Raw genomic sequence first — 22,020 nt, 5'->3', positions numbered from 1 at the left:
ACCCGCTCTCCCAGGGCCCGAGGTTCATAACCGGCATCTAGGTCCTTGCGGTCGAACCGGGCACTACTGTGCGGGTCTGGTCCGGCCCAATGATCTGTGCCTATAGTGGTGATGCGTTGGCTAAGGAGTCGTTTGGGCCCGGCCGCGCGTGGTGAATTTAGTTCAACGGGGGAACTTTTTCGTGCGCAATTTTACTACCGTGCGACATCTTGACGAACGTCCATCGCGTTTTGGGCAATTGCTGCGCCATCACCGGGAACGGCTTCGACTGACCCAGGGCGAGCTCGCCGGTCTGTCGGCGGTGAGTATCCGCGCCATTCGAAACCTGGAGCTCGGACGCTCTCCGAATCCCCGCCGACAGACCGTCTGCCTGCTGGCAGACGCGATGCGGCTGAGCGGGCAGGACCGCGCCGCACTGTTCCTCGCCGCCGGGCACGACGCCGACGACAAGACCTTCGCCGACGGCATGATCAAGCACCTCCCCCCCACCGAGATGGTGATCGGCCGGGACCAGGAGATCGCCGGCCTGCTGGCCCATCTGACCGCCGCGCCGCAGACGATGGTTCGGATCACCGGCTTCGGCGGTGTCGGGAAGACCCGGCTAGCCCGCTGCGTGGCCGACACGTTCGCCACGGAACACCGGGTGCCGTCGCTATGGCTCTCCCTCAACGACTCCAGTGCCGGCAAGCCGGCACCGACGTCCTGGATCGACGGCGCGAGCAATGTGGACGACGGCGTGTGTGACAGTCTCTGCACACTGATCCGCGACCGTCCGGTGGTGTTGGTGATCGACGGTGACGACGCCAACCAGTTCACCGACGACGTGCTCCAGCGCATCCTGGCACGCTGCCCCAACGCCCGGGTGATCGTCACGTCGCGCCGACCGAGCCCTACGGACGCGAGTCTCGACTTCCCGCTCCGCCCGCTCACCGCCGACCGGGATCCGTCCGCCGACGGCGGCGTCGCGGTCGCCCTGCTGCGGACGAGGATCGCGCGCCTCGACCCGACCTACCGCCCGGCGGCGGAGGAGGTCGAGGCGTTGGCCGACATCTGCGAACGTCTGGACGGCCTGCCCCGCGCCATCGAGGCCGCCGCCTCCTGGTTCTTCCTGTCGTCGGCCGAGGACCTGGCGCGGGTCGCCGCAGACCAGCCGCTGCTGCTGAGCAGGCCGCCGACGGGTCCCTCCGCCTCGGACTGGGTATATGACGCGGTGCGCAGCGCGACCGCGGCGCTGTCCCCGCTTCAGCGGCAACTCCTCGACCTCGCCGCCGGCCTGCCCCGGCCGTGGACACTGGAGCAGTTCACAGTGCGCACGGGGATCGGCAAGCACGAGGTTGCCCGTACCGTGCATCTTCTCCTGCGCACCGGGCTGGTGCGGGCGGTCAGACGCGAAGGCGTACGTGACGTGCGGTTCGAGGTACTCAGCGTGGTGCGTCAGCACCTGGCCGGCCCGCTGGACGACTGCTCCGGGGCTGCGGCATGAGCGGCGTCCGGCACAAACCACCGGTCACCCTGGACCGGGTGACGACCAGCCGGGGTGAGCTGGTGCTGCGCGAGTCCGACGGTCGCTACGAGGTCATCAGCAACGGCGTCTTCCTCATGGACACGTCCGACGGCCGTTCGGAGCGTCTCCTCGTCGACGCCGCCGTGAGCAGGTGCAAGGCGACGGAACCCCGACTACTCATCGGCGGTCTGGGTGTCGGCTTCTCGCTGGTGCGGGCCGTGGAGCACGCCCACCTCACCGCCATCGAGGTCGTCGAGATCGAGCCCACCGTGATCGGCTGGCACGCCAACCATCTGCCGCACCTCACCGGTGCGGCACTCTCCGACCCCCGGGTACGGATCATCGAGGCAGACATCCTCGCCTGGCTGGCTGCTGCCGGCGACCAGTACGACGCCATCTGCCTGGACACCGACAACGGGCCAAACTGGCTGGTCTTCGAGGCCAACGCGGAGCTGTACGCCAACCGAGGGCTGGATCTGGTGGCCCGCCGGTTACGTCCGGGTGGCGTTTTAGCGGTCTGGAGTGCGAGCCGGGACCACGTCTTCGAAGAGCGACTCCGCGACCGCTTCGGCGACGTGGAGATCCTGGAGACGCCGACGGGCACCCGCACGCCGGACGTGGTCTACGTCGTCCGGGCCGCCGACACGGCGGCCTGAGCCCGCCGGAGCCGCTCGGCCAGCACCGGCCCGATGTGCGTCAGCGCTGCCGCGCGCATCATGTCGCCGTGACGGCACGCGACGACGTGCACCTCGACGGCGTCGGTGACAGCGGCGGACCATCGCGCCGGGTCAGGATCATCGGGGTCCGAACCGGCCACGAACAGCAGCAGGTCGCCACGGTGCATGCCGACGTCGACGCGCCGGCGCGCGAGGGCGTTCGCGGCGAACACCGACGGCAGCGCGGCGATGCCCCGCTCCCCCAGCGCCGCGAGGGGACTGTCCGCGCCGCGGGCGAGTCGCTCGTACTCCGCACGGGTGACGCCCCCGGCTGGCAGGCGCTCCGGGGCGAAACCGACCGAGACCAACAGCGCGGCCAGGCTGTCGGGGGCGTCCGCGTCCGTCGGCGGCGGGGCCTCCCCCGGCTGGAACGGGTAGCCGTCGAAGACGGCGAGAAACGACACCTCCGCGCCGTCGACGGCCAGCGCGGCGGCCATCGCGTGGGCGACCACGCCACCGAACGACCAGCCTGCCAGGTGATAGGGGCCGCCCGGCTGTACCGCGCGGATCTGGGCGAGGTACTCCGCCACCATGGCGGACAGGTCCATGGTGGGTTGTTCCGAGGTGGTGAGGCCGCGTGCCTGTAGGGCGTACAGCGGTTGGTTGGGGTCGAGATGCGGGAGCAGGCCGGCGTACATCCAGCCGGTCCCCGCGGCTGGGTGCACGCAGAACAAGGGTGGCCGGTCCCCAGTTGCTCGCAAGGGCAGCAGCATGCGGAGTCCCTCGTCCCGCGCCGACGTCCGCTCGTGACGGGTGGCTTCGACGTGCGCGGCCAGCTCCGCGACCGAGGGGTGGTCGAACAGCGCGCCCACGCGCAATTCCCTGTGCAGTCGTTCCTCGATGCGACGAACGACCCGCAGCGCCAGTAGGGAGTGTCCACCGAGGTCGAAGAAGCGGTCCTCAACGCCCACGTGCGCGACGCCGAGCACCTCGCGGAAGACGTCCCGGATCACGCGTTCGACCTGGTTGCGGGGCGGTCGCGTCGTCGGGCGCGCGGCGAACTGAGGCTCGGGCAGGGCCGTGCGGTCCAGCTTGCCGTTCGGCGTCAGCGGGAAGGCGGCCATCCGCACGAAGGCGCTGGGCACCATGGCCGGGGCCAGGCGGGCGACGAGCGCCTCGCGGAGCTTCTCGGGAGACGAGTCGCCGGTGAAGTATCCAACCAGGCGCAGGGTGCCGGTGGGCTCCGTAACGGCCGTGACGACCACGTCGCGGACACCGTCGAGGCCACGCATCGTGTGCTCGATCTCGCCGAGTTCGATCCGCTGGCCGCGGATCTTCACCTGGTGGTCGCGGCGGCCGAGGAACTCGAACTGCCCGTCCCGGCGGCGCCGGACGATGTCGCCGGTGCGGTACATGCGGGCGCCGGACTCGTGCGCGTAGGGGTCGGCGACGAAGGTCGCGGCGGTGCGGGCGGGGTCGCGGAGGTAGCCCCCGCCCACGACCAGGCCACCGACGTAGAGCTCACCGGCGATCGTGTCGGGTACCGGCAGGAGCCGCTCGTCGAGCACGTAGAGGCGGCTGCCCCGGACCGGGCGGCCGATCGGCGTGCGGGAGGTGACCGGCAGGGTGTCGGCGGTGATCACCGCGTGGGTGACGTCGTCGGAGCACTCCGTGGGCCCGTAGCAGTTGACCAGGGGGACGGATGGGTGCCGGGCGAGCCACCGGCGGCAGGACACCGCCGGTAGCGCCTCGCCGGTGACGGCCAGCACGCGCAGCCGCAGGCCGTCGACCCCGCTGCCGACGGCGTCCCAGTCGTCCAGCGCGGCCTGCAGCAGGCTCGGTACGACCTGTAGGACCGTGACGCCCTCGGCCGCCACCAGGTCGAACAGCGCCCGCGGGTCGCGGGTGACCGGGGTCGGCACCGCGCGGACGGCCCCACCGAAGATCAGGGCGACGAACATCTGCCAGACGGAGATGTCGAAGGTCAGCGGTGCGGTGAGCGCGATCAACTCCGGACCGGTGATGCTCATCGCCTCGACTTCGCACAGCAGATTGTTGACCATGCCGCGGCGCTTGACGACCGCGCCCTTGGGCCGTCCCGTCGAGCCCGAGGTAAAGATCACGTAGGCGGCGTCCTCGGGGCCGCACCGGTCGGTCAGTAGATCGTTGAGCTCGTCGGCTTCCTCGTCGAGCACCAGCACCTCGATCGCCTGCCCGCACTGCCCGACCAGGCGGCGCGCCTGCTCGGCGTGAGCGGGGTCGGTCACCAGGCATCGGGCGCCGAGGTCGTCCAGCAGCCCTGTGGTGCGCGCTGCCGGGGCCTCCGTGTCCAGGGGCAGATAGGCGCAGCCGGCGGTGTTGATGCCGAGGAAGGCGACCACCACTGCGGCGCCCCGCTCGAGCAGGACGGGGACGACCTCGCCACGGCGCAGCCGGAGGGCGGCCAGGCGACGGGCCGTCCGGCTCGCCCGACCGACGAGGACGCCGTAGGTGGTGCTCCCGGTCCCGTCGACGACGGCGATCGCGTCCGGATGCCGGTGCGCCCGCCGCTGCACCCGTTCGACGACGCCGACGGTCACGTCGGCGTGCGCCGGTCGCGCCTCGACGTCGAGCAGCCGGCGCCATTCCCGCTCGTCGACCAGGGGTACGGTGCTGACCGGCAGCCCGGGGGCAGCGACCAGGCCCTCAACGAACCGGGCGAACCAGGCCGCCAGGTCTGCGGCGGTCGCCCGGTCGAAGAGATCCTCGGCGTAGCTCAGTTCGACGGCGAGCGCCGTGCCGCCGTCCGCCTCGGTGAAGTCCCAGCTCAGATCGCTCTTCGCCGTCGAGACGGGGAAGTCGTACGGCTGGCAGGAGAGCCCGGGGAACGGCAGCTGATCGGCTTCGGCGCCGTGCAGCTCGACGGTGACCTGGTAGAGCGGGTTGCGCGACCGGCTGCGCGGGGGGTTGACATGCTCCACCACCCGGTCGAACGGCACGTCCTGGTGGTCGAAGGCGCGAAGGCTGGCAACCCGGACGCGCCGCAGCAACTCGTGGAAGGTGGGGTCGCCGGACAGGTCGTTGCGGATCACGACGGTGTTGACGAAGAATCCCACGATATCGTCGAGGCCGTCCTCCGTGCGTCCGGCGGTGGCCGTGCCGAGTGGGATGTCCGGACCCGCGCCCAGCCGGGACAGCAGGGCGGCGACGGCCGCGTCCAGCGCCATGAACAGCGTGGCGCCGGCTGCCCGCGCGGTCTCCCGCAGGCCGGCGACGACGCTCGCCGGAAGCCGGAAGTGGAGGCGGGAGCCCCGATTGCTGGCGACCGCCGGGCGCGGTCGGTCGGTTGGCAGCTCCAGCTCCTCGGGGGTGCCGGCCAGCGTGTCGGCCCAGAAGGCGAGCTGCCGATTGAGCAGGCTGGTGGGGTCGTCCTCGGCGCCGAGCAGGTCCCGCTGCCACAGCGCGAAGTCGGTGTACCGGATGGGCGGGTCGGGAAGGTTTGGTGCGGTGCCGGCCGCCCGCGCGCGGTACGCCTCGGCGAGGTCGCCGAGCAGCGGACGCAGGGACAGCCCGTCGCAGATGACGTGGTGCATCAGGAGTACCAGCACGTGGTCGGCCGGGGACACGACGAGCAGCCGGGCCAGGAACGGCACCCCGGCGGCTAGGTCGAACGCGTGGTCGGCCAGTTCTTCGACGAGCGCCGCGACGTCGCCTGCGGCGCACCGCTGAACGGTGAGGGCGACCCCCGCGTCGGTCACGTCCAGCACCTGCTGGTAGCCGGTGCCATCCTGCTCCCGGAAGACGGTACGCAGGCTTTCGTGGCACGCCACGAGGTCGGTCACGGCCGATGCCAGCGCAGGGACGTCCAGGGCACCGGTCAGGCGCAGCGCTACCGGCATGGTGTAGGTAGGACTCGGTCCGTCCAGGGTGTCGAGCAGCCACAGCCGTTGCTGAGCGGGCGACAGTGCAACCAGCTTCACGCCGTCACGGTAGGAACCCGGACCGGCCCGGTGCGGCACTGCGTCAGGTAGTCGCACCGGCACCTTCGCGGTGGACTGCCGGTCCGATGCCGAGCCGTCTGCCCCTCCCCCGGGTGTCGCTGTCCTAGCATCCCTGGTGCGGCGACGGGAGCTGATCATGGGCGAGCGGGTGTGGACGGCGGTGCTGCGGCCGGCGTCGACGTCGGCGTACGGGCGGCTGGTGGCGATAGCGCACTCGGCGTCCGGGCCGACGTCACTGATGCGCCTGTTGCGGCGCCTGCCGGCAGGCATCGACGTGGTCGGCGTGACGCTGCCCGGCCGGGAGCGGCGGATCGCGGAGGGCACCGCGCAGCTACGCGTGGATCCCGGCGGGGCGGTCGACGCCGTGCTGCACGAGCTACGCGGTTACCCGCCCTTGCCGACCGTCCTGTTCGGTCACAGTATGGGCGCGGCCTTCGCGACCGCGATGGTGCTGGCCGACCGTGACGTCTGCGCGGGTCTGGTGGTCAGCGGGCATCCGGGGTGTCTGTCGGCGGGCGACCTCGCACCGCCCACCTGGACCGAGGGCGAGCTGCTGGACCTCCTGCGCGTCGGTGGCGGCACGCCGGCTGAGCTGTTGGCCGACCCTGTGATCCGCGCCTACCTACTGGACCTGCTGCGGTGCGACCTGACCGTCGCGCGCCGTCTGGCGATCCAGAACGACGGCAAACGGATCCCCGTGCCGCTGACGGTGCTCGGCGGCCGGCAGGACTCGCTGGTGACCATGGCTCAACTGCGGGCTTGGGCGACCCGCGCACCGTACGGGGTGCGTCAGCGACTGTTTCCCGGCGGGCATTTCTACCTGCTGGACGAGGCGAACGTGGAGCCTGTCGCGGCCGAGATCTCAGCGGCGTTTCCCCCGCCGGAGCCGGTCGCGGCAACTGCCGCAACACTGCCGGCGCGAGTGCCGAACGGGGCAGATCCGGATGGCTAGCGTACCGGCGTGGGCGGACGAACCGGCCCCGTGCGCTGGAGGGGCAGTTGATCGCTAGCCGGGTGTACGACCTGGGGTCGGGTGACCATTTCCTCGAACTGCCAGGATTCCTGCCGCCATTCGGCACGTTCCTGAAGCTGGAGGGCCTCAACCCGGCCGGCTCGATCAAGATCAAGACGGCTCGGAAGATGATCGCCAGCGCCGAGGCGCAGGGGCTCGTGTCGCCCGACGTGGAACTGATCGAGTCGACCTCGGGCAACCTGGGGCTCGCGCTCGCCGTCATCTGCGCCGCCAAGGGGTACCGCATCACCCTGGTGACCGACCCGAATGCCAACGCACGCACCCTGCGCCACATCCGGGCGCTGGGCGCGACGGTCGTCGTGGTGGACCGTCGCGACCGCGCTGGGGGCTACCTGCAGACCCGGATCGACTACATCCGGGCACGGGTCGCCACCGAGCCACACCTGCTCTGGCTCAACCAGTACGCCAACCCGGCGAACCCGGCAGCTCACCGCGTCCACACCATGACGGAGATCGTGACCGGGTTCGGCACGCCCGACTGGCTCTTCGTCGGGACCGGCACCTGCGGCACGCTGATGGGCTGCGTGCAGGGCGTACGCGAACAGGGCCTGCCGACGACCGTGGTGGCGGTCGACGCGGTCGGCTCGGTGACATTCGGGGGCGCACCCGCCCGACGGTGGATCCCCGGCATCGGGGCGAGCCGTGCCCCGGAACTGTTCGCCGACGACGGCTCGTTCCGGAAGACCGCTGTCCAGGAGGTGGACACCGTACGGATGTGCCGCCGCGTGGCCCGGCGCTACGGTCTGCTGCTGGGCGGCTCGTCGGGCAGCGCGCTGGCCGCCGTCGCGGCCATGCGTAACGAGATCCCGGCGGGTTCCCGGGTCCTGGTGATCTCTCCGGACATGGGCGACGGCTACCTGGACACGATCTACGACGACGCCTGGGTGGCGGAGCGGTTGGGCCCGGCGGCGCTGACCCAGGACCGGCCAACCCGCGTCCACGATTCGGTACGGGTGTGAGGTGACCATGCGGGACTTCGCCGTCCTCGGTGGCGGGCAGATCGTCGAACTGCTCGCCGGCCGGGAGACCGAGATCATCGACTGCGTACGGCGCGCGTACCTGACGCATGACGCGGGCGACAGCCTCAATCCGGACAGCTACTTCCTCCGCTTCCCGGAAAAGCCGGATTCCCGGATCATCGCGTTGCCGGCCTACCTGGGTGGTGACGTAAACGTCGCGGGCATCAAGTGGATCTCCAGCTTTCCGGCCAACGTTGCCACCGGCATCCCCAGGGCGTCCGCCGTGATCGTCCTCAACGACTACGGGACGGGGTACCCGTTCGCCGTCCTGGAGGCGGCCGGCGTCAGCGCGGCACGTACCGCGGCCTCCGCCGCGCTCGCCGCCGCCACCCTGGCCGTGCGACCGCCGGAGAGCGTCGGCATCGTCGGTGGTGGCGTCATCGCCCGCACCATCTGCCGCTATCTCCCGCACGCCGGCATCGCGCCGAAGGACGTCCGCTGCCACGACATCGACGCGGCGTCGGCGGAAGCGCTGGCGGCGCACCTCGCGGCCGGGTGGGCGCCGGCGGCCCGCACCACCGACGCCGGCGAGGCCCTCGAGTGCGACCTGGTGGTGTTCGCCACCACCGCGCTGCGTCCGCACGTCGCCGCCGACCACGTCTTCCATCCGGACCAGTTGGTCCTCAACGTCTCGCTGCGGGACCTTGCTCCGGAGCTGCTACTCACCGCGAACAACGTGTTCGACGACGTCGAGCACTGCATGAAGGCGGACACCTCGCCGCACCTGGCCGAGCAGCTCACCGGCGGGCGTACGTTCGTCACCGGCACCCTGGCGCAGGTCCTGCGGGGCGAGGTCCACACCGACCCGACGATGCCGACGGTCTTCTCGCCCTTCGGGCTCGGCGTTCTGGACCTCGCGGTCGGACACCTGCTGTACACCCGGGCCGAGACCGCAGAACGACTCCTGAAGGTTGCCGACTTCTTCGGGGAGACGACACGATGGTGACCGGTGCGGCAGTGCCCCTTGCGCCCGACGACATTCCCTCGGCGCTGCCGTCGGGCCGGCCGTGTTCGCTGACCGGCCCCTGCCCGACGTTGCGACGCTCGACGCGCGTGCCGGCGGTGCGTCCGGCGAACCTCGACGAGCTGCTGCTGTCGGCGGTGCTCCTCGCGGCCCGCAGGTACGCCGACAGCGTCGCCTTCCGGGTCGGTGTGCGACAGGCCGACTGGCCGTCGGAGGCCGTGGTGGCGTTCCGCTGCGCGATGCCGTCCGACGCCACGGTGCGGCGGCACCGCGGTGAGGTGGCCGGGTTCCTCGCGGCGCTCGCAACGCCGGCCGAGCCGCTCGCCGAGGCGCCGGCGGTGACCTGCGTGGTGGGCGGCCCGGCCGACGGGCGGGGCGGCGCGGACCTGGTGGTGTCGGCCGAGGCGACGCCGGATGGCGTCGTGGTGCACGTTGACCTGCACGAGCACGTGCACGACGCCGCTGCCGGCGACCAGCTGCTCGGTCACCTGGCCACCCTGCTCGGGCAGCTCGACGACGACACCGCCGCCGTACTCGGCGACCTGCGCATGCTCACCGACGCCGAGTACGTCGAGTGGCGTCACTTCAACGCCACCGGGCGGCCGTACCCGCGTGAGGCATCGGTGTACCAGCTGTTCGCCGCGCAGGTCGCGGCCAGCCCGGACCAGCCAGCGGTCGTCGTGGACGACGGCGTTCTGACCTACCGGCAGCTCGCCGACCGTGCGGAGGCGCTGGCGGGCACGCTGGCCGCCCGTGGTCTCGGCACCGGCGACCGGATCGCGTTCCTGCTGGACCGCCGACCCGAGCTCCTCGTCGCGGTCCTGGCGATCCTCCGCCTCGGTGCCGCCTACGTGCCGGTGGACGCCGGGCTGCCTCCGGCTCGACGGGACTTCGTCCTGGCCGACAGCGGCGCCGTCGCGCTGCTCGTCGACGACGGGTCGACGACCGCGCCCGTTCCCGTCCTCGACGTCACGCGTCCCGGTCAGCCGGTCGACCACGACGTCCTGCCGGCGCTCGCCACCGCGCCGGAGGACGACGCGTACGTGATGTACACGTCCGGTACGACCGGGCAGCCGAAGGGTGTGCTCGTCAACCACCGCGCCGTCGTACGGCTGGTGCGCGGGACCGACTTCGTGGACCTCTCCCCCGCCACCCGGATCCTGCAGACCGGCGCGATCGCCTTCGACGCGACGACGTTCGAGTTCTGGGGCGCGTTGCTGAATGGTGGGGCACTCGTGCTCGTACCGGACGGTGCGTTGTTCGAGGCAGCGCGTCTGCGCGCGGCGATGACCCGGCACGGGGTCAACACGATGTGGCTCACGTCGTCGCTGTTCAACCAGCTGGTCGAGCAGGATCCGTCGGTGTTCTCCGGCTGCCAGGTGATCGTCGGCGGCGAGGCGCTCTCACCGGGGCACGTCACCCGGGCCGAGCGAGCGTGCCCGGACGCGACGTTCGTCAACGGGTACGGCCCGACCGAGAACACCACCTTCTCCCTGACCCACCGGATCACCGGCGCGCAGGCCGGACGCGTGCCCATCGGCCGGCCGATCGCGAACTCGACGGCCTGGGTGCTCGACCACGACGGCCACCCCCAGCCCCTCGGCGTTCCCGGCGAGCTGTACGTCGGCGGCGACGGCCTCAGCAGCGGCTACCTCAACCGGCCGGAGCTCACCGCCGAGGCGTTCGGCCGTCGCGGGATCGACGGGGAGCGGCTGTACCGGACCGGGGATATCGCATGTCGGCGGACGGACGGGCTCCTGGACTATCTTGGCAGGACCGACGACCAGGTCAAGATCCGCGGGTTCCGTGTGGAACTCGCCGAGGTCGAGGGTCAGCTCCGCACGGTCGCCGGTGTGCAAGAGGCCGTCGTGGTGCTGCGTCAGCGCGCCGGCACCGGTCCGGTGCTCGCCGCCTACGTCACCGGACACGAGAAGCTCGACGGTGCGAGCCTGCGCGCGGTGTTGCTCACCAAGTTGCCCGAGTACATGGTGCCCACCGGGTACCGGCAGGTGGAGGCGATGCCGCTCACACGCAACCAGAAGGTCGACCGGGCCGCACTCGCGCAGCTCGAACCGGTCGACTGCGCGGCGGCCATTGCCGGTGGACGGCCGCCGCGCACCGAACTGGAGCGGTCCGTCGCGGGGGTGTTCGCTGCGGTCCTCGGCCTGACCACGGTGTCGATCGACGACGACTTCTTCGCCCTCGGCGGTCACTCGCTGCTCGCCATGCGCCTGTGGAGCGAGTTGCGGTCGACTCTGGGCATCGAGGTCGAGCTGACGCAGGTGATGGACAACCCGACCGTGGCCGGGCTGGCGGCCTCGCTGGCCCGCCAGCCGACCGCCGCAGCCACCCGCCCGAGACTGACCCGCCGAGCGTCATGAGCGGTCTTCGTACTGGAGGTGCACAGGTGTTCCCGTTGTCGTTTGCGCAGCAGCGGTTGTGGTTCTTCAACATGCTGGAGGGGCCGAGCGCGGCCTACAACGTGCCGCTCGTGGTGACGATGCGCGGCACTCTGGACGTCGCCGCGCTCCACCGGGCACTGCACGACTTGACCGGCCGGCACGAGAGCCTGCGCACGACGTTCGGTGAGACCGACGGGGAGCCGTTCCAGCGCGTGCTCCCCCCGGAGCAGGTCGAGGTCGCGCTGCCGGTGTCGCCCTGCGACGCCGACGACGTCGAGTCGACGGTACGGGACCTGTCACGGCGCCCGTTCGACCTCGGATCCGACACGCCGTTGCGGATGTCGCTGCTGCGGGTGTCCGCCGACGAGCACATCCTCGTGCTGGTGCTGCACCACGCGATCTGCGACGGGTGGTCGATGACCCCGCTGCTGCGCGACCTGGCCACCGCGTACAACGCCCGGGCGACCGGTGGCGATCCCGGCTGGGATCCGCTGCCGGTGCAGTACTCGGACTACACCGTCTGGCAGCGGGAGCTGCTGGGCAGCGAGGACGACGCGGACAGCGTGGTCAGCCGCCAGCTGCGCTTCTGGCGCGACGAGCTCGCGGGGTTGCCTGAGGAGCTCGCCCTGCCGTTCGACCGCAGCCGGCCGCAAGTGGCCAGCAACCGGGGCCAGGAGATCGACTTCGAGATCCCGCCGGCGCTGCACGCCGGTCTGCTGGACATCGCCCGCCAGACCCGGTCCACGCTCTTCATGGTCCTCCAGGCCACGGTCGCGGCGATGCTGTCGCGGCTGGGCGCCGGCACGGACATCCCGATCGGCACCGCCATCGCCGGTCGTACCGACACGGCGATGGCCGACATGGTCGGGCTGTTCATCAACACGCTCGTGCTCCGCACGGACGTCTCGGACGACCCCACCTTTCGGGAGCTGATGCAGCGGGTCCGGCGGACGAGCCTGGCGGCCTACGAGCACCAGGACCTGCCGTTCGAGCGCCTGGTCGAGCACGTGAACCCCGCCCGGTCCCGGGCCCGGCACCCGCTGTTCCAGGTTGGTCTGGAATTGCACGCCGGGGACCTGGAGCTGCCCCTCCATGGCCTCGACACCCGGGTCGACCTGCTCAACAACGACGTGGCGCGGTTCGACCTGTCGGTCGTGGTGCGGGAAATCGCCGCGCCCGACGGTACGCCGGGCGGCCTGCGCGGGACGCTCGAGTACGCGGTGGACCTGTTCGACGTGGAAACCGCCGCCGGTCTCGCCGAACGGCTGGTGACAATCGGGGGCGCGCTCGTGGCGGAGCCGGACGTCGCGCTGTCGGCGGTGGACATCCTCACCCCGGCCGAGCGTGAGCTGCTGCGGACGTGGCAGGACACCGCGCGGGAACTGCCCGACAGGACCGTGACGACGATCTTCGAGGACCGCGCCGCCCGCACGCCGGACGTGACCGCGCTGGTCGCCGGGGACACTGTGCTCTCCTTCGCCGACCTCAACGCCTGGGTGAACCGGCTCGCCCACCGTCTGATCGCCGTCGGGGTCGGCGCCGACGTCCCCGTCGCCGTGGCGCTACCGCGCACCGCCGAGGCCGTGGTGGCGTGGTTCGCGGTCGGAAAGGCGGGCGGCGTGTACACCCCCATCGACCCCCAGTACCCGACCGAGCGGATTCGCGCGATCCTGGCCGACGCGACGCCCGCGGCGCTCGTGACGACCGAGGAGATCGTGGCCGGCCTCGGCACGGACACGCCGCTGCCGACGCTCGTCACCGAACACCTGTGCGCGGACGAGCCGGAGCGCAACCCGACCGACGCGGACCGCACCCGGCCGCTGGGCATGGACAACGCCGCCTACGTCATCTACACCTCGGGGTCGACTGGGCAGCCAAAGGGTGTGACCGTCCTGCACCGGGCGCTGACGAACCTGTTGTCGTTCCACTCGGACGTCACCTTCCCCCCGCCGGCGACCCCGGCGCATCGGCTGCGGGTGGCGCTGTCGGCGTCGCTGTCGTTCGACACATCGTGGGAAGGCGTGTTGGCCATGATCGCCGGCCACGAACTGCACCTGCTCGACGAGCTCACCCGACGCGATCCGGCACGCATGGTCGACTACGTGCTCACCCATCGGATCGGGCAGCTCGACGTGACGCCGAGCTTCGGGCAGCAACTGCTCACCGAGGGGGTGCTCGCGGGCGACTCCGCGCCGAAGACGCTGATGCTGGGCGGTGAGGCGGTCGGTGAGGCGCTCTGGCACGAGCTGCGGGCGATGCCGCGGACGACCGTCTACAACTACTACGGGCCGAGCGAGTTCTGCGTGGAGGCCTCCGGGTGCGCGCTGTCGGAGCACGACACGACGAGTATCGGCCGACCGGTGTACAACACCCAGGTGTACGTACTCGACGAGCACCTCAATCAGGTACCGCCGGGTGTACTCGGCGAGATATACCTCGCCGGCGCGAACCTCGGCCGCGGCTACCTGGGTCGAGCGGCGATGACCGCCGAGCGGTTCGTGGCGAACCCGTTCGGTGCTCCCGGCGAGCGCATGTACCGCAGCGGTGACCTCGGGCGCTGGAGGAGGAACGGCTTCCTTCAGTTCGCCGGACGCGCCGACGAGCAGGTCAAGCTGCGCGGCTTCCGGATCGAGCTGGGCGAGATCCAGGCGTTGTTGGGGGCCCACCCGGCGGTGTCGGAGGCCGCCGTGATCGTGCGAGAGGACGCGCCCGGCGACAAGCGGCTGGTGGCGTACGTCGTGCCGGTGAAGGGTCGCAGCGTCGACGACGCCGACCTGCGGGCCGGTCTGGCCGCCACGCTGCCGGACTTCATGATCCCGGCGGCGTTCGTGACGCTCGACGCGTTGCCGCTGAACCGCAATGCCAAACTGGAGCGTCGCGCACTACCGGCGCCCAACTACGGCGCGCATGCCAGCGGCCGGGCCCCGGTGACCCAGCGGGAGAAGGACGTGGCCGCCCTGTTCGCCGAGATCCTCAAGGTGGACGCCGTGTCCCTCGACGCCAACTTCTTCGAGCTGGGTGGGCACTCGCTGCTGGCCACGAGGCTGGTCAACCGGATCAGGTCGGTGCTCGGCGCGGAGGTCAACCTGCTCAAGCTCTTCGAGAATCCGACCGTCGCGGGTGTTGTCGCCAGCCTCGAGGGTGAGGCGTCGGCCGTCGCCGCGCGTCCTCAACTGGTGCGTCGGGCGTGACGGTCGGGCGGGGACAGGTGAGCGGACCAACGGAGAGGGGAACGCTGTGACGCCGGAGATCGACGACTACTTCGCGGCCGTCAAGGCCGAGCACGGTGCCGATTCGCTGGCCCGAGTCGAGGAGATGTTGGAGCCGAAACGCCGCAGCGACCAGCGGCATCCGCTGCAGCAGGCAGCCAAGTGGATCCTGCCCGGGATCCCGCAGCAGCCATGGCACGACCCGTACGCCTACGCGGAACTGCTCCCGCTCGTCACGGCGCTGGAGGACAACCACGCCCAGATCAAGTCCGAGCAGGACGAGGCCTGGGACCGGAGTCGGAACAGCTTCTCGGCCTACGAGCACTACCTGGTGCGGCAGCAGAACTGGCAGGCGTTGTACCTGTACCGGGAGGGCGCGCTGGTGTCCACGTCGGAGGCAGTGGCACCGACCGCCTACCGGGTGCTGAAGGAGAACGCGGTCGACAACGGTGTCATCTGCCCGTTGCTGGAGTCGCACTTCTCCACGCTGCTACCCGGCGCTCGCATCAAGCCGCACTGCGACCTGTGGAACTTCAGCATCAATCTGCACCTGGCGGTTGACATCCCGGCCGGCGCCGGCATCCGCGTGGCCGACGAGACGCGCGGTTGGACGGAGGGCAGGTGCCTGCTCTTCGACTACTCCTTCGAGCACGAGGCGTGGAACGGTGACGGCGCTCCGCGTACCTGTCTGCTGGCCGACCTCTGGCACCCGGACACCACGCTGCCGGAGCGGGCGGCGCTCACCGTGCTGATGACCGAGATCCAGAAGCTGATGGCAATCAGCTGAGGCTGTCCACTACCAAGGTTCCGAGGGGTCACCGTGCCGTTCTCCGCGTCCGTCAGGGCCGCGCTCGACCGGGTCGATCTAGCCGATCCACAGTCGTTCGTCACCATGGGATTTCACCGTCTGTTCAAACAGTTGCGTGACCATGACCCGGTGCACTGGAACGCGGACGGCGTGGAACCGGGCTTCTGGTCGGTCACCCGTTACGAGGATTACCTGCGCGTGCAGAAGGATCCAACGTCGTTCAGCTCGGCGGCCACCAACGTTCTCGGACCGCACCGCTGGCACGGTGACGAGGGGTCGGGGCGGATGCTCACCCACACCGACCCACCCCGGCACACGGAGCTGCGGCAGCTGGTGAGCCGCTCGTTCACGCCGCGCGCGGTGGCGTCCCTCGAGCCGTACCTGCGCTCGGTGATCAGTGACGCGTTGGACGGGGCGATCGCCGACGGCGAGTGCAACTTCGTCGACGTCGTGGCGATGCTGCCGGTCGCCTCGATCGCGGCGTTGATGGGTGTGCCGCAGGAGGACTGGGGTCTGCTGCTGCGATTGACCGGTGCCGCGTTCGGCTCGGCGGACCAGGACTTCCAGACCTCGCCCAGCGCGCGGGCGACCGCCGCGCAGGCACACGCCCAACTGCTGCTGTACTGCCAGGACCTGATGCGGCAGCGTCGCGAGGCGCCGCGCGAGGATATTGTCAGCCGGCTGGTGGAGGCCGAACGCGCCGGGCACCTCAGCGAAGAGGACGCCATGCTCTTCTTCGACGTGGTCATGCTCGGCGGCAACGAGACCACCCGGCACGGCGCGGTGGGTGCGCTGCTGGCGTTCGTCGAGTTTCCCGACCAGTGGCAGCAGTTGCGCGAGGACCGGAGGCTGCTCGGCTCGGCCGTCGCGGAGGTGCTGCGCTTCGTCTCGCCCAGCCGGCACGTGCTGCGCCGCGCCGTACGCGACGTGCAGCTCCGCGACCGGACGATCCTGGCCGGCCAGGACGTGGTGGTGTGGCACGCCTCGGCGAACCGCGACGAACGGACGTTCGCCGACCCGGACCGGTTCGACATCACCCGGACCGCCAACCCGCACCTCGGTCTCGGCGCGGGACCCCATTATTGTCTCGGTGCTGCGCTGGCCACGCTCGAGCTCAGCGTGTTCCTCGATGAGTTGTGCCGCCGGGTTTCGGCGGCGACCCTGCTCGACAGGCCCACGCAGCTGTCGTCGACGGTGATCAACGGATACAAGCACGTACGCGTGCAGCTCCATTCCTCGGAACAGGTGGGATCAGGTGACACAGCAGGTAGCCAGCGCAGTCGAGACGCCGAAGGCCGAGCCCGCGCCGCTGTGGCGCAGCCGTAACTTCCTCTACCTCTGGCTCGGCCAGACTGCCGGCGAGCTGGGTTCGCGGGTGTCGAGCGTCGCGCTGCCGGTGCTCGCCGCCGGCACCCTGCAGGCCACTGTCTTCCAGGTATCGCTGCTCACCACTCTCGCCTGGTTGCCGTACCTGGTCTTCTCGCTGCCCGCGGGCGTCATCGCCGACCGCCTCGACCAGCGGCGGCTCATGATCGCCTGCGATTTTGGACGGCTGCTGCTGATCGTCTCGTTGCCGCTGGTGGCGTTCGCCTGGCACCTCACCCTCTGGTACCTGTACCTCGTCGTCGGAGTGTCCGGTCTGCTCACCGTGCTGTTCAACGTGGCGTACAAGAGCGCCCTGCCCCGCCTGGTGGCCAAGCACCAGCTGATCGAGGGCAACGCGAAGCTGACGATGAGCCAGGACTTCGCCGAGCTGATCGGTCCGAGCATCGGTGGCGCGTTGATCGGGCTGCTGGGGTCGGTACGCACCTTCTTCGGCAATGCCCTCGCGTACCTCATCAGCATGATCACGTTGATGATGATCCGCTACCCGTCGGCCGCCGCTGGGGCAACCGGATCCGACGAGGAGGACAAGGCTCCGTTGCGCGTCCAGCTCACCGAGGGCCTGGCCTTCATCCGCAGCCAGCCGATCCTGCGGAAGATCTTGGCCTGCACCACCACCTCGAACTTCTTCGTGATGGCTTCGGGGTCAATTGAGGTTACGTTCATGCTGCGTGAGCTGCACGCGTCGCCGTATCTGGTCGGTCTGGTCTTCTCGATCAGCGCGATGGGCGGACTATTGATGGGCGCGCTGGCCACCCGGCTGTCCAAATCGATCGGCAGCGCTCGCATCATCTGGGTCGCGATGGCCGCCCCCGGTCCGCTCTACCTGCTCATGCCGCTGGCCCAGCCGGGCTGGGGGGTGCTGCTCTACGGTCTCGGCCTCGCCGCGTTCTCCGCCAACGTGGTGCTGTACAACGTCGCCGCGACCTCCTATCAGCAGCACATCACGCCGGACCGGATCCTCGGCCGCGTCAACGCCTCGTTCATGTGGGTGTGCCTCGGGGTGATCCCGCTGGGTGCGTTGTTCGGTGGTGTCCTCGGTACCCAGATCGGGCTGCGCGGCGCGCTCTGGGTGTGCGTGCTGGGCACCTGGAGCGCGGCCCTGTTCGTGGTCTTCTCGCCGCTCCGGCGGATGCGGGACATGCCTGCGGAGTCGGCGTGACGGCCGACGCCGTCCCCACCCTGTACCAGTGGTTCGCCGAGACCGCGGTCCGCGTACCGGACGCGACCGCCCTGGCCGTCGGCCCGAACAGCTTCAGCTACCGGGAGCTCTCCGCCACCGCGGCGGGTGTGGCCCGACGGTTGCGGGAGCTGACGCCGCGGCCACGGGTCGGTCTGCTGGCCTCGCGGACGCCGCTGGCCTACGCCGGATATCTGGGCGTGCTACGGGCCGGCGGCACGGTGGTCCCGCTGAACCCGGAGTATCCGGCCGGGCGGAACCGGATGCTGGCCGAGCGCGGCGGGTTGGACGTCGTCCTCGCCGACATGGAGGCGGACGTCGCGTTCGCATCGGCGGCTGGCATCCCTGTCCTGGGTCCGGAAGACGTTGACGCCGCCGACCCTGCCGAGCCCCCGACCGACGCCTGCCCGGACGACGTCGCCTACATCCTGTTCACCTCGGGTTCCACCGGAGTCCCGAAAGGGGTGCCGATCCGCCACCGCAACGCCGCCGAGTTCGTACGCCTGCACGTCGACCGGTACGACGTGCGGCCGGGCTGCCGGCTGTCGCAGACCTTCGGGCTCACCTTCGACCCGTCGGTGTTCGACATGTTCGTGGCCTGGGCCGGCGGCGCCACCCTCGTGGTGCCGACCCGCGAGGAGCTGCTGGACCCGGTGACGTACGTGGCGGATCGCGCCCTGACCCACTGGTACTCGGTGCCCTCCATCATCTCGATGGCCCGGTCCGCGGGTACCCTCATCCCGGGCAGCATGCCCAGCCTGCGGTGGAGCCTGTTCGCCGGCGAGCAGCTCACCCTCGACCACGCGGCCGCCTGGGCGGACGCCGCCGTTAACAGCACTGTGGAGAACCTGTACGGGCCGACCGAACTGACGGTCACAGTGACCACCTACCGGCTGCCGCCCGACCGCGGCAGCTGGCCGGTGACGTCCAACGGCACGGTGCCCATCGGCCGGATCCACCCCCACCTCGAACACCGTCTCGAATCGGAGACCGGGGAACTGCAGGTGCGCGGTCCGCAGCGATTCGCGGGTTACCTCGACCCCGCCGACGACGCCGGGCACTTCCTCGACCCGCGCACCGGTCTGCCGACCGCCACCCCCGGCCCGGACGCCTGGTACCGCACCGGTGACCGGGTCGGCGACGAACAGGGACAACTCGTCCATCTCGGCCGGCTGGACCAACAGGTGAAGGTGCTGGGGCAGCGGATCGAGCCCGGTGAGATCGAGGCCGCCCTGCGTACCCGCTGCGGGGTCGACGACGCGGTCGTCCTCGTCGGCGACGCGGACCGCCTCGTGGCCGTCTACACCGGCGCCGAGCGCACCCCGGCGGAGCTGCGGGCGCAGCTCCGGGCCCACCTGCCCGCCCACATGGTCCCCCGACGCTTCGTACACCGCACCGACCTCCCGCTGAACGCCAACGGCAAGGTCGACCGGCTGGCCTGCGGCAGGTTGTGACGGGGCAACTGCCGCCAGGCTACCGGCAGAGCTGCCGCCGGAGGGCGACCCCGGTACCTACGCTCGTGGCACGCCGGCATCGGCCGGCCCGTCCGCGCGACACGCCACTACCACCCCCCGTGCATGGAGGCCACCGACATGGCGAATCCGTTCGACGACGAGGGCGGCACCTTTCTCGTACTCGTCAACGGCGAGGGCCAGCACTCGCTGTGGCCGGACGCCAAACCGGTCCCGGCCGGCTGGCGGACCGTGTCCGGGCCGACGTCACGCGGCGCCTGCCTCGCGTACGTCGAGCAGCACTGGACCGACCTGCGTCCGGCAAGCGTCGTGGCTCGCAGCGCCACCACCGTCTGAGTGAGCAAGCCACGCGGCGATGACGACCGATACGGGGGATGACCGGATGTCCGCCTCGAAATGGACCGTGGCGCCACACCAGATATTTCAGCGGTGCCGGGTTGACCGACGTGACCAGGCGGCGTTCGTCGGCAAGCTGGCCATCGCCGCCATGCTCGGCGTGATCGGCGTCGCGCTGGTGGTCACCGCCACGACGATCGGGCTCGTCACGGGCATCGTGCTGCTCGGCGCGCTCTACACCCACCTGGTGGAGTTGCAGCACCAGTGCCTGCACCACTCGGCCTTCGTGGCGCCCGGCCGGCACCGACCGGTCGGCGTGCTCCTGGGTCTGCCGCTACTGGTCTCCTACAGCCACTACCGGGTGCGCCACCTGCAGCACCACCGTTTCCTGGGCACCGACCGGGATTCGGAGTTCTTCGGCTTCGACACCCGGCAGCCGCTAACGGTACGGACGCTGCTGGGCGGCCTGTTCGACTTCAGGCGGCTGCTGTCCGTGGCGGTGCAGTGCTATCGCAGCTGGCGCGGCACCTGGCGGTACGACGACGGTCAGTCGTCGGAGCGGATCCGGCGCGACAGCATGGTCGAGTATCGACTTATCTCGCTGCTGGTGCTCGCCGCGGGCGTCGCCGCGCTCGCCGGTTACGGGATGCTCGTCGTCCAGTTGTGGCTTGCGCCGCTGTTGCTCGTGGCGATCCCCCTGCATTTTCTGGTGGAGCTGCCCGAGCACGTACGGTGCGACAACGACACCACCGACGTGCTGCGCAACACCCGCTCGATCAGCGGAAGCCGGTTCACCACCTGGTACACCAACGGCAACAACCTGCACGTCGAGCACCACGCGGCGATGACCGTACCGATCAACCGCCTGCCCGAGCGGCACGGTGAGGTTCGGCTGCTCGGCAAGTACGTGGACCACAGTTACTGGTCCTTCTACCGCCAGGTCCTGCGTGAGGTCGTCGCGAACTCGCGCCGGCCATCGCGCAGGCGGCTGGACGAAATCTCGTGAAAGGCACGCCGACGATGCTCAACGCCCCGCTTGTCGCGACGTCCGTCGTCGACGGTCGCTGGTGCAGCCCCTATCTGCCCGAGCAGACGCTGGGCGGGTACCTCGCCCACGTCGAAGCATCCCAGCCGCCGCTGCGCGCGGCGCTGGACTTCGAGCGGGAGGGTACCGACAGCGCGCTCGCCGCGCTGGTGGCCACCACCACGGAGTTCGACACCGACGCCACCGGGCGGGGCGACTCTTACCGGCGGGCGCAGCGCGACGCGTCGGTACGGTGGAGCGGCGCCCGGCAGCTGCTGCACCTGTGCGGGGCCACCGACGCCGAGCCCGGCACCGTGATACTGGACGTGCTGGGTGGGGACGGCACCCTCGCCCGCGCGCTCCGCCAGCAGGACCCCGCGTCGGCAGCCCGGCTGAGCCTGCTGACCGGTGACATCAGCGGTGAGATGGTGGCGCAGGCGCTCGCGCACGGGCTGCCGGCCGTCCGCCAGGCGGCCGACTTCCTCTTTCTGCGCGACGGGTCGGTGGACGCGACGCTGCTTGCGTACGGCACCCACCACATCTCCCCCGCCGAGCGTCCGACGGCTGTGCGCGAGGCGTTGCGGGTGACCCGTCCGCAGGGACGGGTGGTGCTGCACGACTTCGACGAGGCGAGCCCGATGGCGCGGTTCTTCGGTCGGGTGGTGCACCACCACTCGACGGCCGGGCACGACTACCCGCACTTCTCGCGCGAGGAGCTCCACGAGCTGTTCGCCGCGGCGGGCAGCCCGGTGGAGGTCCTCGACGTGTACGACCCGCTCGTCGTGCGGGCCGACACCGAGGCAGAAGCCCGCCAACGCATGTGCGACTACGTGGCCGACATGTACGGCATCTCGACGCTGTTCGACCGGCTCGGCCCCGCCGACTCCTGGCGGCTGTTGGAGGAGTGCTTCGATCACGAGGACTACCTGGCACGGCTGCCGCACCGGCCGGAGGGGATGAGTTCGCCAGTGGTCCACCGGGCCGACGGCCGCTTCGTGGCGGAGGTTCCCCGGGTGGCCATCGTCGCGGTCGCGGACAAGGCGGTGTGAG

General features: G+C 70.7%; 15 protein-coding genes. 14 read left to right on the top strand and 1 reads right to left on the bottom strand.

Features of this window, described 5'->3' with window-relative positions; all coding sequences use genetic code 11:
* Window positions 1-148 precede the first annotated feature (148 nt).
* Together ACGFIE_RS25350 and ACGFIE_RS25345 are read left to right on the top strand one after the other, a co-directional pair.
* Window positions 149-1,483, top strand: a complete 1,335-nt coding sequence (locus tag ACGFIE_RS25350; protein WP_393298850.1) for a helix-turn-helix domain-containing protein — start codon at window positions 149-151, stop codon at window positions 1,481-1,483.
* Window positions 1,480-2,160 (top strand): spermidine synthase, encoded by a 681-nt coding sequence (locus ACGFIE_RS25345; protein ID WP_393298847.1) that lies wholly within the window; start codon window positions 1,480-1,482, stop codon window positions 2,158-2,160. Before ACGFIE_RS25350 ends, ACGFIE_RS25345 begins: the two co-directional genes overlap by 4 nt.
* Here ACGFIE_RS25345 and ACGFIE_RS25340 read toward each other — a convergent pair.
* On the bottom strand, window positions 2,127-6,119 hold the full coding sequence (locus ACGFIE_RS25340) for an amino acid adenylation domain-containing protein (protein ID WP_393298844.1): 3,993 nt from the start codon (window positions 6,117-6,119) through the stop codon (window positions 2,127-2,129). The genes ACGFIE_RS25345 and ACGFIE_RS25340 overlap by 34 nt on opposite strands.
* Window positions 6,120-6,255: 136 nt before the next feature.
* Between ACGFIE_RS25340 and ACGFIE_RS25335 the strand changes: the two genes are divergently transcribed.
* The 12 genes from ACGFIE_RS25335 to ACGFIE_RS25280 all read left to right on the top strand — a co-directional run bounded on the left by ACGFIE_RS25335 (window position 6,256) and on the right by ACGFIE_RS25280 (window position 22,019).
* Window positions 6,256-7,092 carry a thioesterase II family protein gene (locus tag ACGFIE_RS25335; protein WP_393298841.1) on the top strand — a complete coding sequence of 279 codons (837 nt, stop codon included), beginning with the start codon at window positions 6,256-6,258 and terminating at the stop codon, window positions 7,090-7,092.
* A 47-nt stretch (window positions 7,093-7,139) separates the two neighbouring features.
* The gene (gene sbnA / locus ACGFIE_RS25330; protein ID WP_393298838.1) at window positions 7,140-8,132 is read left to right on the top strand and encodes a 2,3-diaminopropionate biosynthesis protein SbnA; all 993 of its coding nucleotides are present in this window, start codon (window positions 7,140-7,142) and stop codon (window positions 8,130-8,132) included.
* A 7-nt stretch (window positions 8,133-8,139) separates the two neighbouring features.
* Window positions 8,140-9,138 carry a 2,3-diaminopropionate biosynthesis protein SbnB gene (sbnB, locus tag ACGFIE_RS25325; RefSeq protein ID WP_393298974.1) on the top strand — a complete coding sequence of 333 codons (999 nt, stop codon included), beginning with the start codon at window positions 8,140-8,142 and terminating at the stop codon, window positions 9,136-9,138.
* Between the two features lie 107 nt (window positions 9,139-9,245).
* Entirely contained in the window at window positions 9,246-11,537 is a 2,292-nt protein-coding gene (locus ACGFIE_RS25320; protein WP_393298835.1) for an amino acid adenylation domain-containing protein, read from the top strand.
* Window positions 11,538-11,563: 26 nt separating this feature from the next.
* Window positions 11,564-14,749 carry an amino acid adenylation domain-containing protein gene (locus tag ACGFIE_RS25315; protein ID WP_393298831.1) on the top strand — a complete coding sequence of 1,062 codons (3,186 nt, stop codon included), beginning with the start codon at window positions 11,564-11,566 and terminating at the stop codon, window positions 14,747-14,749.
* Window positions 14,750-14,795: 46 nt separating this feature from the next.
* Window positions 14,796-15,554 carry an aspartyl/asparaginyl beta-hydroxylase domain-containing protein gene (locus ACGFIE_RS25310; RefSeq protein WP_393298828.1) on the top strand — a complete coding sequence of 253 codons (759 nt, stop codon included), beginning with the start codon at window positions 14,796-14,798 and terminating at the stop codon, window positions 15,552-15,554.
* A gap of 105 nt (window positions 15,555-15,659) precedes the next feature.
* On the top strand, window positions 15,660-16,901 hold the full coding sequence (locus ACGFIE_RS25305; protein ID WP_393298825.1) for a cytochrome P450: 1,242 nt from the start codon (window positions 15,660-15,662) through the stop codon (window positions 16,899-16,901).
* Window positions 16,831-18,120, top strand: a complete 1,290-nt coding sequence (locus ACGFIE_RS25300) for an MFS transporter (RefSeq protein WP_393298822.1) — start codon at window positions 16,831-16,833, stop codon at window positions 18,118-18,120. The genes ACGFIE_RS25305 and ACGFIE_RS25300 overlap by 71 nt, the downstream gene beginning before the upstream one ends.
* Window positions 18,117-19,592 (top strand): AMP-binding protein, encoded by a 1,476-nt coding sequence (locus ACGFIE_RS25295; RefSeq protein WP_393298819.1) that lies wholly within the window; start codon window positions 18,117-18,119, stop codon window positions 19,590-19,592. Before ACGFIE_RS25300 ends, ACGFIE_RS25295 begins: the two co-directional genes overlap by 4 nt.
* A 138-nt stretch (window positions 19,593-19,730) precedes the next feature.
* Entirely contained in the window at window positions 19,731-19,946 is a 216-nt protein-coding gene (locus tag ACGFIE_RS25290; RefSeq protein WP_393298816.1) for an MbtH family protein, read from the top strand.
* A 46-nt stretch (window positions 19,947-19,992) separates the two neighbouring features.
* Window positions 19,993-20,952, top strand: coding sequence for a fatty acid desaturase family protein (locus ACGFIE_RS25285; RefSeq protein WP_393298813.1), 960 nt, complete (start codon window positions 19,993-19,995; stop codon window positions 20,950-20,952).
* Window positions 20,949-22,019, top strand: a complete 1,071-nt coding sequence (locus ACGFIE_RS25280) for a class I SAM-dependent methyltransferase (RefSeq protein ID WP_393298810.1) — start codon at window positions 20,949-20,951, stop codon at window positions 22,017-22,019. The genes ACGFIE_RS25285 and ACGFIE_RS25280 overlap by 4 nt, the downstream gene beginning before the upstream one ends.
* The last annotated feature ends 1 nt before the right edge of the window (window position 22,020 follow it).

Origin of the sequence: Micromonospora sp. NPDC049275 (assembly GCF_043197115.1) — a bacterium.
Classification (GTDB): domain Bacteria; phylum Actinomycetota; class Actinomycetes; order Mycobacteriales; family Micromonosporaceae; genus Micromonospora.
The sequence above is the reverse complement of the archived record's forward strand: the minus strand, read 5'-3'. Positions and strand labels throughout refer to the sequence as shown.